16 protein-coding genes are annotated in these 13807 nt (G+C 74.6%); 4 read left to right on the forward strand and 12 right to left on the reverse strand.

Annotated features, from left to right (window positions below):
- Positions 1–211 precede the first annotated feature (211 nt).
- Positions 212–1327 (forward strand): hypothetical protein, encoded by a 1116-nt coding sequence (locus VGH76_RS26385; RefSeq protein ID WP_331559740.1) that lies wholly within the window; start codon positions 212–214, stop codon positions 1325–1327.
- A gap of 1 nt (position 1328) precedes the next feature.
- Here VGH76_RS26385 and VGH76_RS26390 read toward each other — a convergent pair whose 3' ends face one another.
- The 5 genes from VGH76_RS26390 to VGH76_RS26410 all read right to left on the reverse strand — a co-directional run bounded on the left by VGH76_RS26390 (position 1329) and on the right by VGH76_RS26410 (position 5114).
- Positions 1329–1781 carry an OsmC family protein gene (locus tag VGH76_RS26390; protein ID WP_331559741.1) on the reverse strand — a complete coding sequence of 151 codons (453 nt, stop codon included), beginning with the start codon at positions 1779–1781 and terminating at the stop codon, positions 1329–1331.
- Positions 1760–2602: an alpha/beta fold hydrolase gene (locus VGH76_RS26395; RefSeq protein WP_331559742.1), complete on the reverse strand. Its 843-nt coding sequence runs from the start codon at positions 2600–2602 to the stop codon at positions 1760–1762. Before VGH76_RS26395 ends, VGH76_RS26390 begins: the two co-directional genes overlap by 22 nt.
- 26 nt (positions 2603–2628) lie before the next feature.
- Positions 2629–3600, reverse strand: a complete 972-nt coding sequence (locus tag VGH76_RS26400) for an NADPH:quinone oxidoreductase family protein (protein ID WP_331559743.1) — start codon at positions 3598–3600, stop codon at positions 2629–2631.
- The gene (locus VGH76_RS26405) at positions 3582–4055 is read right to left on the reverse strand and encodes a hypothetical protein (RefSeq protein WP_331559744.1); all 474 of its coding nucleotides are present in this window, start codon (positions 4053–4055) and stop codon (positions 3582–3584) included. The genes VGH76_RS26400 and VGH76_RS26405 overlap by 19 nt, the downstream gene beginning before the upstream one ends.
- Positions 4056–4442: 387 nt before the next feature.
- The gene (locus tag VGH76_RS26410) at positions 4443–5114 is read right to left on the reverse strand and encodes a class I SAM-dependent methyltransferase (protein ID WP_331559745.1); all 672 of its coding nucleotides are present in this window, start codon (positions 5112–5114) and stop codon (positions 4443–4445) included.
- Between the two features lie 83 nt (positions 5115–5197).
- Here VGH76_RS26410 and VGH76_RS26415 point away from each other — a divergent pair, with 83 nt between their 5' ends.
- Positions 5198–5446: a hypothetical protein gene (locus VGH76_RS26415; RefSeq protein ID WP_331559747.1), complete on the forward strand. Its 249-nt coding sequence runs from the start codon at positions 5198–5200 to the stop codon at positions 5444–5446.
- Positions 5447–5453: 7 nt separating this feature from the next.
- Here VGH76_RS26415 and VGH76_RS26420 read toward each other — a convergent pair whose 3' ends face one another.
- From VGH76_RS26420 to VGH76_RS26445, 6 genes are all read right to left on the reverse strand, one after another.
- Complete coding sequence (locus VGH76_RS26420; RefSeq protein WP_331559748.1) at positions 5454–5795, reverse strand: hypothetical protein; 342 nt, start codon at positions 5793–5795, stop codon at positions 5454–5456.
- An 85-nt stretch (positions 5796–5880) separates the two neighbouring features.
- Complete coding sequence (locus tag VGH76_RS26425) at positions 5881–6900, reverse strand: amidohydrolase family protein (RefSeq protein WP_331559749.1); 1020 nt, start codon at positions 6898–6900, stop codon at positions 5881–5883.
- Positions 6897–7679 carry an NAD(P)-dependent oxidoreductase gene (locus tag VGH76_RS26430; RefSeq protein ID WP_331559750.1) on the reverse strand — a complete coding sequence of 261 codons (783 nt, stop codon included), beginning with the start codon at positions 7677–7679 and terminating at the stop codon, positions 6897–6899. Before VGH76_RS26430 ends, VGH76_RS26425 begins: the two co-directional genes overlap by 4 nt.
- Positions 7676–8635: a VOC family protein gene (locus tag VGH76_RS26435; protein ID WP_331559751.1), complete on the reverse strand. Its 960-nt coding sequence runs from the start codon at positions 8633–8635 to the stop codon at positions 7676–7678. The genes VGH76_RS26430 and VGH76_RS26435 overlap by 4 nt, the downstream gene beginning before the upstream one ends.
- Positions 8636–8697: 62 nt before the next feature.
- Positions 8698–9819 carry a 4-oxalomesaconate tautomerase gene (locus VGH76_RS26440; protein ID WP_331559752.1) on the reverse strand — a complete coding sequence of 374 codons (1122 nt, stop codon included), beginning with the start codon at positions 9817–9819 and terminating at the stop codon, positions 8698–8700.
- Positions 9816–10520, reverse strand: coding sequence for a 4-carboxy-4-hydroxy-2-oxoadipate aldolase/oxaloacetate decarboxylase (locus tag VGH76_RS26445; RefSeq protein ID WP_331559753.1), 705 nt, complete (start codon positions 10518–10520; stop codon positions 9816–9818). Before VGH76_RS26445 ends, VGH76_RS26440 begins: the two co-directional genes overlap by 4 nt.
- A 159-nt stretch (positions 10521–10679) precedes the next feature.
- Here VGH76_RS26445 and VGH76_RS26450 point away from each other — a divergent pair, with 159 nt between their 5' ends.
- Positions 10680–12104 carry an MFS transporter gene (locus VGH76_RS26450; RefSeq protein WP_331559754.1) on the forward strand — a complete coding sequence of 475 codons (1425 nt, stop codon included), beginning with the start codon at positions 10680–10682 and terminating at the stop codon, positions 12102–12104.
- An 85-nt stretch (positions 12105–12189) separates the two neighbouring features.
- On the opposite strand, the gene VGH76_RS26455 is transcribed toward VGH76_RS26450, so the two are convergent.
- Complete coding sequence (locus VGH76_RS26455; protein ID WP_331559755.1) at positions 12190–12852, reverse strand: GntR family transcriptional regulator; 663 nt, start codon at positions 12850–12852, stop codon at positions 12190–12192.
- A 146-nt stretch (positions 12853–12998) separates the two neighbouring features.
- Here VGH76_RS26455 and VGH76_RS26460 point away from each other — a divergent pair.
- Positions 12999–13807: amidohydrolase family protein (locus tag VGH76_RS26460; RefSeq protein WP_331559756.1), on the forward strand; the 809-nt coding region annotated here is incomplete at its 3' end.

Consider the following 13807-nt stretch of genomic DNA (forward strand, 5'->3'; position numbering starts at 1 on the left):
CGGGGTCCGCATTCGGAGCAGCCTCGGCCGACCGACGGCTCAGTGCTGCGCCGTTGACCGCACGACGAGGCCCCCTGCGCGGCCTCCGGGCGGTCACGCTCTCAGGTCCGGCTCCGGGTGATGTGGCCTTCCCTACCGTCGTCGTCGCGCTCATCGCGGCACCCCCGACGCCGCGACGGGCACCGCTCCCCATCACCGGAGGTTCTCGTCCATGCGCCCCGACCTGCAGCAGGACCCGCGCCCGGAGTTCGGCATCCCGGTCCCCCGTGACACGGCCGGCCGGCACGCCGACGCCGCGGCCGGCCCGCAGGCCCCCTGGTCGGGCCCGCAGCCGTCGGCGCCCTGGTCCGGGCCCGTCCCGGCCGCCCCGCGCACCGGCGCCCGGCCCGCCGTCGGGCCGTACTCCGGACCCCAGGCGGCGGCACCGCGGACGGGCGGCTGGCCGGCCACCGGACCGACCGCCCGGCAGGCGGCCGAGCCGACCGTGCGGCACCAGCCCGCCGAGGCCCCCCGCTACGAGCCCACCGCCTACGAGGCGGCGCCCGCCGGTTACGAGGCCGCCGGGTACGCGCCGGCCGGGTACGCGCCGGCCGGGTACGACCCCCGCGACGGCCACCCCAGCGGCCCCCTGCCCGTCGGCTCCGGCCACCGGCGCGGTGACCGCCGCACGGGCACCGGCCGCGGGAAGCGTCGCATTCTCCTCGCGCTGATCGCCGCGGGCGCTGTCGTCGCCGGGGCGGCCGGCTACGTCGCGATCGCCCAGTGGGGCGCCGGGTCGACCAAGGCCGCCGCTCCCGCGGCGAGCGTCCCGGTGGCCGCCACCACGCTTTCCGGCCCGAACCTCGCGACCCGCGAGACGCCGCTCGGCCTCGTCGCCACCAGCGACGGCTACACCGTCTACGAGTACACCAAGGACTCGAACAAGCCCTCCGCCGCGACCTGCACCGGCGCCTGCGCGACGGCCTGGCCGCCGGTGCTGGCCAACGACACCCCGTGGCTCAAGGGCGTCAACCCGGACAAGGTCGGCACCGTCGACCGGCCCGACGGCACCAAGCAGATGACCCTCAACGGCTGGCCGCTGTACCGGTATGCCAAGGACGCCAAGGCCGGTGACACCACCGGCAACGGCGTCGGCGGCACGTGGAAGGCGCTCAACCCGGAGGGCAAGGCGGTGGCGCCCAACGCCCCCGCCGCCGGCGGGACGGCCCCGGCTGCGGCCCCTGCCCCGGCCGCGAAGCCGGGCGCTGCGGACGCCGACGGCACGGGCGGCGCTGCTGCCCCCGCCCCGGCCGCGTCCGGCGACTCGTACTCCTCGGGCGGCTACTGAGTCACCGCTCCTGGACCACCGGTTCGACCGTCACCGGGAACGCCACCGAGCGCGCGATGAAGCAGTCCTCGTGCGCTCGGTGGTGCAGCGGCCCGAGGTCGGCGGCGGCGCCCGCGACCGTCACCTCGGGGTGCAGGACCACCGAGGCGAACGACCACCCGCCGTCGTCGTCCTTGGTCATCCGGCCCGCCGGGTGGTCGGTGTAGGCGGTGACGACGACGCCGGCGTCGGCGGCCGCGTGCAGGAAGCTCAGCAGGTGGCACTGCGAGAGCGCCGCGACCAGGAGCTCCTCGGGGTTCCACCGCGCCGGGTCCCCGCGGAACGCGCGGTCGGAGGACCCGTCGAGCGAGGGCTTGCCAACCGCGGAGACCACGTGGTCGCGGGTGTAGGAGCGGTAGTCGACGGTGCCGCGGTCGTCGTGCCAGGCGACGGTCAGGCGGTACTCGTGTGCCATGCCCGTCCTCGCGCGAGGCGGGCGTTGCCGAGGATCACCTCGGCGACGAGCGCCGGGTCGTCCGCCATCGGGATGTGACCGCAGCCGGGGAGCACGACGACGTGGGCGTCGGGCAGCACGGTGCGCAGCCGGCGGATCTGGGCCCGCGGCAGGAGGTAGTCGCGGTTGCCCCACGCGACCATGGTGGGGACGTCGGAGCGGCGCGGGGTGGTCCAGCGGTCGAGACCCGCCATCATCGTCGCGAAACCCTCCCGCGGCCGGGCCAGACCCTGCAGGTCACGGGAGAGCACCGCGGGGTCCTGCCGCCCGGGGTGGGCCATGATCAGCCCGGTCAGGGCGACGCGTCCGGCGGTACCGGACAGGACCCGGTCGAGCTGCTCGCGGGACATCGCCTGCAGCGCCTTCGACGCGCCGCTGAGCACCCCGCGGGCCCACAGGCGGCCGACGGGCGACCAGAACCCGGCCGGGGAGAGCGCGGTCGCCGACGCGACGCTGCCGCGCGCGGCCAGTTCGAGCGCGATGAGGCCGCCGAGCGAGTTGCCCGCGACGTGCGGCCGTTCGAGCCCCAGATCCCGGACGAGGCCCTCCACCGCCTCGACGAGGGGCGCGGACGAACCGTCGAAATCGGGCTCGACGTCGGCCGACTCGCCGTGACCGGGCAGGTCGACGGCGATCACCTCGTGCTCGTTCTCGAGGTAGGGCGTCACCGTGTCCCAGGCCTCGCGGCGGTGGGTCACGCCGTGGACGAGGATCAGCGGTTCCCCGCTGCCGGTGCGGGAGTGGGCGAGCACGGGAGCCTCCTGGTGGCCGTCGGAGCGCACCTTATACAGAATGCGGACGCCGCGACTCACTCCTGAGGACGAACCACGACCTTGCCCGTGACCCGCCGTTCCGCGAGCTCGCCGACCGCGGCCGCCGTCCGGGCCAGCGGGTAGGTGGCGCTGATCGGCGGGGCGAGCCGGCCCGCGGCGATGTCGTCGCGCAGCTCCTCCCACTGCGCCGCCATGAACCCGGGGGTGCCCCACGCCCACTCGCCCCAGGCCGCGCCGACGACCTCGGTGTTGCGCAGCAGCAGCCGGTTCACCTTCACCGTCGGGATCTCCCCCGCGGTGAACCCGACGACGAGGAGCCGCCCGCCGCGGCGCAGGCTGCGCAGCGAGTCGGTGAACCGGTCGCCGCCGACCGGGTCCACGACGATGTCGACGCCCTGCTTCCCGGTGATCTCCAGGGCGGCGTCCTTGAACCCCTCCACCAGGACGGCGTGGTCGGCGCCGGCTGCCCGCGCGACCTCGGCCTTGCCCTCGGTGGACACGACCGCGATCACCGTGGCGCCGTGCGCCTTCGCGAACTGGATGCACGCGATCCCGACCCCGCCCGCCGCTCCGTGTACGAGCACCGTCTCGCCCTCGGCGAGCCGGCCGCGCTGGCCCAGCACGAAGTGCGCGGTGAGGTAGTTCATCGGCAGCCCCGCGCCGACGTCGGCGGACACCGAGTCGGGCAGGGGGAAGGTCTGGTCGACCGGTGCGACGGCGCGCTCGGCGAAGCCGCCGAGGACGCACAGCGCCGCGACCCGGTCGCCCGGGGAGAAGCCCGAACCGTCCGGGGCGGTGCGGACGGTCCCGGCGACCTCGGAGCCGAGCACGAACGGCAGCTCCGGGCGCATCTGGTACTCGCCGCGGCTGAGCAGGAGGTCGGGGAAGACCACGCCTGCCGCCTCGACGTCGATGAGCACCTGGTCCGGCCCCGCGACCGGCTCGTCGACGTCGACGACCTCGAGGGCCTCAGGTCCCTCGAGCTTGCTCACCTGCACCGCGCGCATGCGTCTCCTTCGGCCTCCGGCCTCGTGCGTGCGTTTCCGCCCTGGAGCACGGAAACGCACGCACACCCGACGTCGGGAACCCTAGAGGTGATCACCGGGGCGGGCCGGAGTGTGCGTGTGTTTCCGTGCCATGGCACGGAAACACACGCACGAGCGCGCCAGCGCGAAGGGGTGGTCGCCGCCGTAGGGGATGTTCGACGGGCCGGAGGTCTGCCAGCCGCGGGGGGGTCCGGCGGGAGCTGGGCGCCGGGCCCGTACTCGCCGACCTGCCCGTGCGCGGCCACCTCGCTGCCCTTGCGGCCGGTGTGGTCGAGCTGGATGCCCGCGACGCCGCCCTGGCGCCGGATGATCCCGGTGACGCGGGCGTGGCCCTCGATCTGGTCGTCGGACCAGATGCCGGCGCAGTCCACCGTCGTGCGGCCCTCGGGGACGATCGCGATCTGCTCCGGGAACACCAGCCCGAAGCCGCCCGCGCCCCGGGCCCCGGGCCCCGAGGTACATCACGTGGTAGTCGTTCATCGCGCCGTCGACGGACGCGTGCATGGTCATCGGCGACATCCCGATGCGGTTGCGCAGCGTGACGCCCTTGAGGGTGAACGGGGAGAAGAGGTCGGGCACGGTCGGCCTTTCGCGTCGCGTGGTCGGGCTCTCGCGGTCAATGGTTGTGCGCAACCATTTCCGGTGGTGCGCGATCACGTTGCGAGCAGGTGTCCCCGCGTGAGGGCTCGGCGATGCGTGACCGGCGCCGTCCTGACGTCTGACGCCAGGAACGTGCCGTTGCTGCCGCGGGGGCGGGGGCGGGGGCGGGGGCGGGGGCGGTGGCGGGGCCGGAGCCGCGGCGCTCAGCGCAACCGGTGCACCGTCGTCGGCGTGACGGCCCGGCCCTCGAGGTCGGCGGTGCCGGGCACGTCGTAGACCGCCAGCGCCTCGACGCGCCGGCGGGGCAGGTACTCCCGCCCGGGGTCCCCGACGAGCACCTCGACACCCGCCCCGGCGGCCTCGTCGAGGAACTCCGCCATGAGCCGCGCCATCGGCTGCTCGTAGAACACGTCCCCGGCGAGCACGACGTCGACGTCGAGCTCGACCTCGTCCGCGTCCTGGCCCACCAGGTCCCCGACGACGTCGAGGCTGACCCCGTTCAGCGCGGCGTTGCGGCGGGCGGCGACCCGCGCGCGGGCATCGGAGTCGGAGGCGACGACGTGCAGCGCCCCGGCCCGGGCGGCGGCGATGGCGACGATCCCGGAGCCGGTGGCGAGGTCGAGCACCCGGCGGCCGCGCACGACCTGCGGGTGGTCGAGCACGTGCCGCGCGAGGGCCTGCCCACCCGCCCAGGCGAAGGCCCAGAACGGCGGCGCCTCCTCGTCGGCCTGCGACCACGCCCGGTGGATGTCGTCGGCGAGCAGCAGCGTCACCTCGCCGACGAGCGGCGCCGTGCCCGGCGCGGTCCAGCCGGACACCTGCTCGTCGAGATCCGCCCGACCACCATCCGTGGGCTTGCGCTCACCGGACGTCACGAGTTGACCCCGGACGGACGCAGCGCGCCCGCGACCTCCGACCTACCCTGTTCGGCAACCGCGAGACCTCGGGGAGGCAGCCCATGTCCGACGACCACGACTCGGAGGACGCCGTGCTGCTCTATCTCGGCGGCCCGCTCGACGGCCGCGTCGAGGTCCGGGAGGCACGCCACGGCGCCCCGCTGCCCACGGTGACCCACACCCACCTCCACGACGGTCCGAAGGTCGTGCACCACTACGACCTGCACCCGCTCGCCGCCGGAGCCGGTGTCTACCACCTGCGGGTCGAGCCCGCTCCCGAGGTCGAGCCGGCGGACCAGACCACCGCCTGAGCCCAGGTCACGCGGCCCACAGCCCCACGGCGCACAGCGCCCCCCAGCCGGCGGCGACCGCGGCGGCCTTCAGCCGCGCATCCCGGTCCGGCAGCGTCGTTCCCAGCAGGACGAGGTCGACGACGTCGGACCCCACCCGGACCGCGACCGCGGTGCGCAGCGGCGTCCCCTCCGGCGCGAACGCCATGGCCAGCCCGGAGGCGAGGTCCCGGCCGCCGAGGGCGCGGATGCCGATGGCGGTGCCGCGCGGGATCTCCGACCGGTCGTCCGCCAGCTTCGTCGGGCGGGCGAACAGCTCGGGCTTCGCGATGATCGCGACGCTGTAGGCGGCGGTGGCCACCCCGAGCACGCGGGGGATCCAGGACGTGGAGGAACGACGACGCGACATGCGCCGGAGGTACCCCGTGGGCGCGGGCCCACCCGGGGAGACCGGCTCAGCGGCCCTGGTCGCGCAGTCGCCGGTCCAGGCGCGGGTAGACCCGCCGGGCGTTGTGCTCGTAGACCTTGTCGCGGTCCGGCGCCTCGAGCTTGACCGCGTCGACGTAGCGGCGGGTGTCGTCGAAGTGGTTCCCGGTGCGCGGGTCGATGCCCCGCACCGCGCCCACCATCTCCGAGCCGAACAGGACGTTGTCGGTCTCGATGACCTCGAACAGCAGGTCGATGCCGGGCTGGTGGTAGACGCACGTGTCGAAGAAGACATTGCCCATCACCCCGTCCTCGACCGGCGGCCGCCCAAGCATGTCGGCCAGCCCGCGGAAGCGGCCCCAGTGGTAGGGCACCGCTCCCCCGCCGTGCGGGATGACCAGCCGCAGCTCGGGCAGGTCGCGGAACAGGTCGGCCTGCACGAGCTGCATGAACGCGGTGGTGTCGGCGTTGAGGTAGTGCGAGCCGGTGGCGTGGAAGTTCGGGTTGGTCACCGCCGAGACGTGGACCATCGCCGGGAGGTCGAGCTCGATCATGGCCTCGTAGAAGGGGTACCAGGAGCGGTCGGTCAGCGGCGCCGCGGTCCAGTGCCCGCCCGAGGGGTCGGGGTTGAGGTTGCAGCCCACGAACCCCAGCTCGTCCACGCACCGGCGCAGCTCGGCGACCGAGTGCTCGATCGGCACGCCCGGGGACTGCGGGAGCTGGCACACCCCGGCGTAGTGCTCCGGGAACAGCTCGACGACCCGGGCGACGAGGTCGTTGCAGGCCCGGGTCCAGCTCGCGCTGACCGCCTCGTCGCCGCGGTGGTGGCCCATCGCTGACGCGCGCGGCGAGAAGATCGTCAGGTCGATCCCGCGCTCGGCCATGAGCGGCAGCTGGCTGCCCTCGATGCTCTCCCGGATCTCGTCGTCGGAGATGTCCGGGTAGCGCGGCGGCGGCTCGCCCGCGTCGAACGCGGCGGTCTGCGCCTCGCGCCAGGCGGTGTGCGCGGCCGGCGCGGTGGTGTAGTGGCCGTGGCAGTCGATGATCACGCGGGGTCTCCCTGGTCACGGAGCGCGGCGAGCAGGTCGTGGGCGGCGGTCGCGACGCGGGGCTCGACGCCGAGCTCGCGCAGCTGCTCGGCGGCCGCCGCCATCTCGTCCGTGCGACGGCGGGCGTGGCGGTGGGTGCTGTCGACCAGGCGGTCGATGGCGTGCTCGTCGAAGCCCGCGAGCTCGGCGGAGACGTTGCCGGCCAGCCAGTCCTCGCAGCCCGCGGCACGGGCACCCTCGAGGGCCTCGACCACTGCTGCCGCCAGGCCCTTGTAGAAGACGCTGCGCAGCAGCTTGCGGGAGATCGCGGTACCGGCGGGTCCCGGCTGGACGGTCACCTGCGCGCCGAGGGGTGTGAGCATCGCGGCGTAGCGGTCCGAAGCCGGCCCGGAGACCAGCATCGGGGTCCGCAGCCCCTTCCCGGGCACCGGGGACATCAGCGCGACGTCGACGACGTCGGCCGCCCCACCCGCCGTCGTCACCAGCCCTGCCTTCACGCCTGGCGAGGCCGTGTTGAGGTCGGCGAACACGGTCCCGGGACGCAGGCCGGGGAGCGCGTTGGCGAGCGCGACGGCGGCGTCGTGAGAGCTGTTCGCGGACAGCACCAGCTCGGCGTCGCGGACCGCGTCGGCCTCGTCGGTGCGGGGGTCGACCCCGGGCGGCGGCGCCACCTTCGGGTCGTAGCCGCGGACGTCGGCGCCGGCGGCGGCGAGGTCGCGCGCGATCTCGCCGCCCGCCTCGCCCAGCCCGAGCAGCGCCACCGTCAGCGGGGCGCTCACGGGGTCGCCACGGTGGTCTCGGCGACGGGGGGTGTGCCGTGGGTGTGGAACGACTCGATGGTCTGCAGCCCCCAGGCCTGGCCCTTCGCCCGCTCGGCCTCGGTCCAGTCGACGGGCTCCCAATCGGGCGCGAGGACGAGGCGGGCGCCGGCGTTGCACAGCTCGATGCGGTTGCCGGCGGGCTCGTAGACGTAGAGGAACACAGTCTGCTGGATGGCGTGCTTGTGCGGGCCGGTCTCGATGAACACACCCTGGTCGATGGCGATGTCGGCCGCGCGCAGGATGTCGGCCCGGCTGTCGACGGCGAACGCGATGTGGTGCAGCCGGCCGGGGGTGCCGGTGCGGTCGCGGGTGTAGACGGCGTCGTAGCCCTTGTTGGTGAAGGTCGTCCAGCTCCCCGCGATCGAGGAGTCGTCGAGCACTATCTGCTCGGTGACCATCGCGCCGAGGGTGTCGCGCAGCTGGTCGCGGTTGGCGACGACGTCGACGCCGAGGTAGTTCACGTGGTCGAGGCGGCGGACGCAGACACCGCGCGCCGGGTAGGCCTGGGCCTGGTTCTTGAGCGACGGCGCGAGCTCGGCGGGCGCCCGGTACCACCGCGACTCGTAGTACAGCCCGAACTCGTGCCCGTCGGGGTCGGTGAACAGGTAGGTGGGCCCGGTCCCGGGGTCGCCGTCGACCCAGCCCCGCCCACGCCCGGTCGCCTCGATCGCGGCGACCCGCCGCGTGAGGGCCTCGGGGCTCGCGGCGCGCAGGCTGGTGCGCCCGATGCCCGAGGTCTCGTGGGCGGTGAGCTTGATCGTGGTCTGCTCGTAGTCGTCGAAGGCGCGCAGGAACACCGAGCCGCCCGCCTCGTCGGTCACGGTGAGGCCGAGGTAGTCGGTGAAGAACGCGGCGGACTCGTCGAGCACCGGGGTGCGCAGCTCGAGGTGCGCGAGGTGGGCGACCTCGTGCATGGGAGGCATGGGGGGTTCTCCGGGAAGGTGGGTTGAGGAGGTGGCCTCCGGCCTTGTGAGCACTAATCCGTGCTATCCGGCGGACTAGTGCTCACGTGGCCGAAGGCCACCGGCCGGGGGAAGGCGGTGCCGTCGAAGAGCTTGCGGGCGGTGCGCACGACCCCGGAGCGCACGACCCGGGGCGGGGTCACGTCGGTGTCGACCTCGACGTCGACCAGGAAGTGCCCCGTCGGGTGCTCGACGTCGACGCGGCTGGAGTCGGGCCAGGCGGCGGTGAGGTCGTGACCGACGGAGCCGGGCAGCAGCATCCCGGTGACGACGCTGACCGCGGCGAGCACCCCGATGGCGGTGTGCGGGGCGACCGGGATGAACGAGCGGGTCACCACCTGGCCGCCGTCGGCGGGCGGGGCGAGCAGCACCGTCTTCGGCACCGACGAGCCCGAGACGTCGCCGAGCCCCATGAGCGCGCCGGCCTTCGTGCGGAACGCGTCGATCCGCTCGCCCAGCGACGTGTCGGCGGCGAGCTCCTCGTGGGTCTCGTGCCCGGTCAGGCCGAACGTCGAGGCGAGCGCGAGCACCACCGGCATGCCGTTGTCGACGCAGGTGACCTCGACGCCGTCGACGGTGTCGCGCACGGTGCCGGTCGGCAGCAGCGCGCCCGTGGCCGAGCCCTCGGTGTCGGTGAAGGCCAGCGTGATGCCGGCCGCGGTGCCGGGGACGCCCGCGATCACGACGTCACCGCGGTAGGTCACCCGCCCGTCGGGGGTGGGGACGGTGGCGACCGCGACGCTGTCGGAGTTGACCATGCGGATGCGGACGTCGGTGCGCGGATCGGCGGCGGCGACGAGGCCGCGCTCGATCGCGAACGGGCCGACCCCGGCGAGGATGTTGCCGCAGTTCTGCGCGTCGGAGACCGTCGGCTCGGCCACGCCGAGCTGCAGGAACAGGTAGTCGACGTCGGCGTCGGCGTGCTCGGAAGGCCCGACCACCGCGACCTTGCTCGTGAGCGACGTCGCGCCGCCCAGACCGTCGATCTGGCGGGGGTCGGGGGTGCCCATCAGCCGGAGCAGCAGGTCGTCGCGGGCGGCCGGGTCGGCGGGCAGGTCGGCGGCCTCGAAGAACAGGCCCCGCGACGTCCCGCCGCGCAGCATCGTCGTGCGGACGCCGGCGTCGTCGTCGCTCATCGGGGACCCCCCTCGTACTCGGCCTGCGTCACGTACTCGATCCCGAGACCGCTGAGGCGCTCCCGCAGGCCGTAGCGGTCGAGCCCGAGCTCCCCGTCCCGGAACGCGGCGCGGGTCGCGTCCTCCTTCTCGACGCGGGCCGCGGCCGCGGCGAGCGCCCGGCCGACGTCCGCGCGGGGCACGACCGCGACGCCGTCGTCGTCACCCAGCACGACGTCACCGGGGTGGACCACCTGCCCGCCCACGACCACCGGGACGTTGACCGCGCCCGGTGTCGCCTTGACCGAGCCCTGGGCGCTGACGGCGCGCGACCAGGCCGGGAACCCCATCTCGCGCAGCTCGGCGACGTCACGCACCCCGCAGTCCAGGACGACGCCCCGGACGCCCCGCTGGGCCAGCGCGGTGGCGAAGAGCTCGCCGAAGAGGCCGTCGGTGCTCGGTGAGGTGGTGGTGACGACGAGGACGTCGCCGGGGCGGCACTGCTCGACGGCGACGTGGATCATGAGGTTGTCCCCCGGCCAGCACACGACGGTGACCGCGGTGCCGCCGGCGCGCGCGCCCGGCCAGGCCGGCCGCAGCTGCGGTCCGAGGTAGCCGACCCGGCCCAGCGCCTCGTGCACCGTCGCGACCCCGTACTTCCCCAGCGCCGCGGCGTCCTCGGCGTCCGCGCGCGGCGGGTCGGTCACGACCACCGTCCTCATGCGGGGTCCCTCCTCGTCTCGGCTGCGTCGGCTGCCCCCCCGAGCGTCGCTGCGACGGCGACGATTGTCAACAATCTCGTCATCCTTCTTGTCGACGAAGCCTCGGTGTGCCTACGGTCACCGCGCCCTGAACCCGGACCGGACGAGCGGGAGACGACGATGACGAGCACCGAGCGGGCGACCGGCGACCTCACCGCGCGCCTCGACCGCCTGCCACGCCGCGCGGTGTCCTGGGCGGCGACCGGGATCACCGGCCTCGCGCTCTTCGTCGTGTTCTTCTGCAACTTCGACATCAACGTGTCGTTCATCCAGACCTGCACCCGGATCGTGCCGGGCTGCACCGAGGCGAGCGCCGACGGCTTCCTCGCCCTGCCCGTCGTGCTCTACCTGCTCGGCTACATGGTCGGCGGCCTCGCCGTCGCGCCGCTCTCGGACCGGCGGGGCCGGCGGCCGATCATGCTCCTGGGGCTGGCGTTCGCGCTGGTCGGCTCGCTGCTCACCGCGGTGAGCGGCGGCTACGCGCTGTTCGTCGTCGCCCGGGCGGTCACCGGCGTCGCGATGGGCACGCTGCTCTCGGTCGGCAACACCTACATCGGCGAGGTGGCCCCGGCCCGGGCCCGCGCGGCCTACACCGCGACGACGTTCGTGCTCTGCGCCCTCGGCGCCACCCTGGGTATCGGGCTCGGCCTCCTGCTCACCACCCCGGGGGCACCCTTCCCGGCCGGACTGCCGATCGCGCTCGGCGGCGTGCTCGACGACGGGTGGCGCTGGATCTACGCGCTCGCCGCCGTCGTCGCGCTGGCCGCCCTGGGCGCGGTGACGCGGCTGCCGGAGTCACCCCGCTGGCTGCTGCAGCACGGGCGGGTCGACGACGCCGAGCGGGTCGTCGCGGGACTGGAGCGGCGCGCCCGCCGTCGCGGCCCGCTCCCCGACCCCGAACCGGCCCCCGAGGTCGTCGCGAGCGCCGACCCGACGGTGGCGCTGCGCGAGATCGTCGCCGCCCCGCTCTACCGGCGCCGGCTCGTGCTGCTGACCCTCATGTGGTTCTTCGGCTACGCCACGGTCTTCGGCTACTCGACCGGCTCGACGGCGATCCTCACCGGGCTGCACTTCACCGCGCCGGTCGCCGGGATGATCTCGGCCGTCGGCGGGCTCGGGTTCCTCGTGCAGGCCCTGTTCTCCGCGCGGTTCTCCGAGGCCCTCGAGCGCCGGGCGTGGCTCCCGGTGGCGGCGGTCATGACGATGGTCGGCGGGATCGTCGTCGCCGTGCTCGGACAGAGCATCGCGTGGGCGTTCGTCGGGTCGTTCCTGGTGTTCTTCGGCTTCAACGTGTGGGTGCCGCCGACGTTCGCGCTCTCCGCCGAGAGCTTCCCGACCCGGGTGCGCTCGGCCGGCTTCGGCCTGGTCGACGGTCTGGGCGTCCTCGGCGGCGCGGCCGGGGTGCTCGTCATCGCCCCGCTCGTGCCGCGGCTCGCCCCGCTGCCCGCCCTCGTGCTGGTGTCGAGCTCCCTCATCGTCGCGGCGGTGATCGCGCAGTTCACCCCGCGCGCCCGCAACCGCGCCCTGGAGGACCTCTCGCCGTGAGCGCCGCCCCCACCCCGAGGAGCGAGCGGCACTCTCGCGGCTTCTATGCGCCCGGACGGACCGCTCGCTCGCTCCGGGATGGGGCTCAGCGCACCGGCGACGAGCCCACCTGCGGCAGCGTCTCGATGACGCTGGCCAGGTGGGCGCGCATGGCCGCCTCGGCCCGCTCGGGATCGCGGGCGCAGATGGCGTCGACGATCTCGAGGTGCTGGGGCAGCGACACCGACGCGCGCCCGGGGAGCAGCGCGAGCCGGAACTGGTGGCGCACGTTCTGGCCGCGCAGCCGCTCCAGCACCCCGTCGGCCACCCGCTGGCCGCCCGTGGCCCGGACGGCGGCGTGCAGGCGCCGGTTGAGCTCCGAGTAGGCGAAGACGTCCCCGCCCTCGACGGCCCGGCGCATGTCGGCCGTGATCTCCCGGAGCAGGGCGAGGTCGTCCTCGGTGGCACGCTCGGCGGCCTTCGCGGCGCAGAGGCCCTCGACGACCATCCGGACCTCGCAGATCTCGATCGCCTCGTCCAGGGAGACCGCGCGCACCCGGGCGCCGCGGTTCTGCACCCGCTCGACGAGGCCCTCGGCGGCGAGCTGGACCAGGGCGGTGCGCACCGCGGCACGGCTGGCCCCGAACTGGACGGAGAGGTCGGCCTCGACGAGGCGCTGGTTCGGCGCGAACTCGCCCTGGTGGATCGCCGTGCGGACGAGGTCGACGACATCCTCGGTCCCGCCCGCGGCTGAGGTCACCGCGCTCATCTCCACCTCCTCGTCCGACTGGCCGCAGAGTACCCGACGAGAACGCCACCAAGATTGTCAACAATACTTGCGCCGATCGTGGTGTCCATGGAGAGTCAGCCGGGCCCCACACCAGGACCGACCCCAGCGACGTCGGGAGGAACTCCGTGGGCTTCACGCCGACACCGGGGTGGCTCGACCACCACCGCCACCCGTCGAGCCCGACCTTCGCCCTGCCCCCGGGCGCCGTCGACGCGCACTGCCACGTCTTCGGACCCGGCGCCGTCTTCCCCTACGCCCCCGAGCGCAAGTACACCCCGACCGACGCCGGGCGCGACGAGCTCGTCGCGCTGCACGACCACCTCGGCGTGAGCCGCTCCGTGATCGTCCAGGCGACCTGCCACGGCGCCGACAACCGCGCGATGGTCGACGCGGTGCGCGCCGCGGACGGGCGCGCCCGGGGCGTCGCGACGGTGCGCCCGGACATCACCGACGCCGAGCTCGCCGCGCTGCACGAGGCCGGCGTCCGGGGGGTGCGATTCAACTTCCTCAAGCGGCTCGTCGAGACCTCGCCCGCCCAGGACCTCGCCGTCGTCGCGGAGAAGATCGCCCCGCTCGGCTGGCACGCGGTGATCTACTTCGAGGCCGCCGACCTCGACGAGCTCGAGGGCGTCGTCGGCGCGATGCCCGTCCCGCTGGTCGTCGACCACATGGGCCGCCCCGACGTCACCCGCGACGTCGACGGCACCGCGTTCTCGCACTTCCTGCGCTTCGTCGACCGCCACGAGGTCTGGGTCAAGGTCAGCTGTCCGGAGCGCCTGAGCGTCTCCGGCCCGCCCGCCCTCGACGGCGAGCGGGACGCCTACCGCGACGTCGTGCCCTTCGCCCGCCGCGTGGTCGCCGAGTTCGGCGACCGGGTGCTCTGGGGCACCGACTGGCCCCACCCCAACCTCACCGACCACATGCCCGACGACGG

Origin of the sequence: Actinomycetospora sp. (assembly GCF_036497585.1) — a bacterium.
Taxonomy (GTDB): domain Bacteria; phylum Actinomycetota; class Actinomycetes; order Mycobacteriales; family Pseudonocardiaceae; genus Actinomycetospora.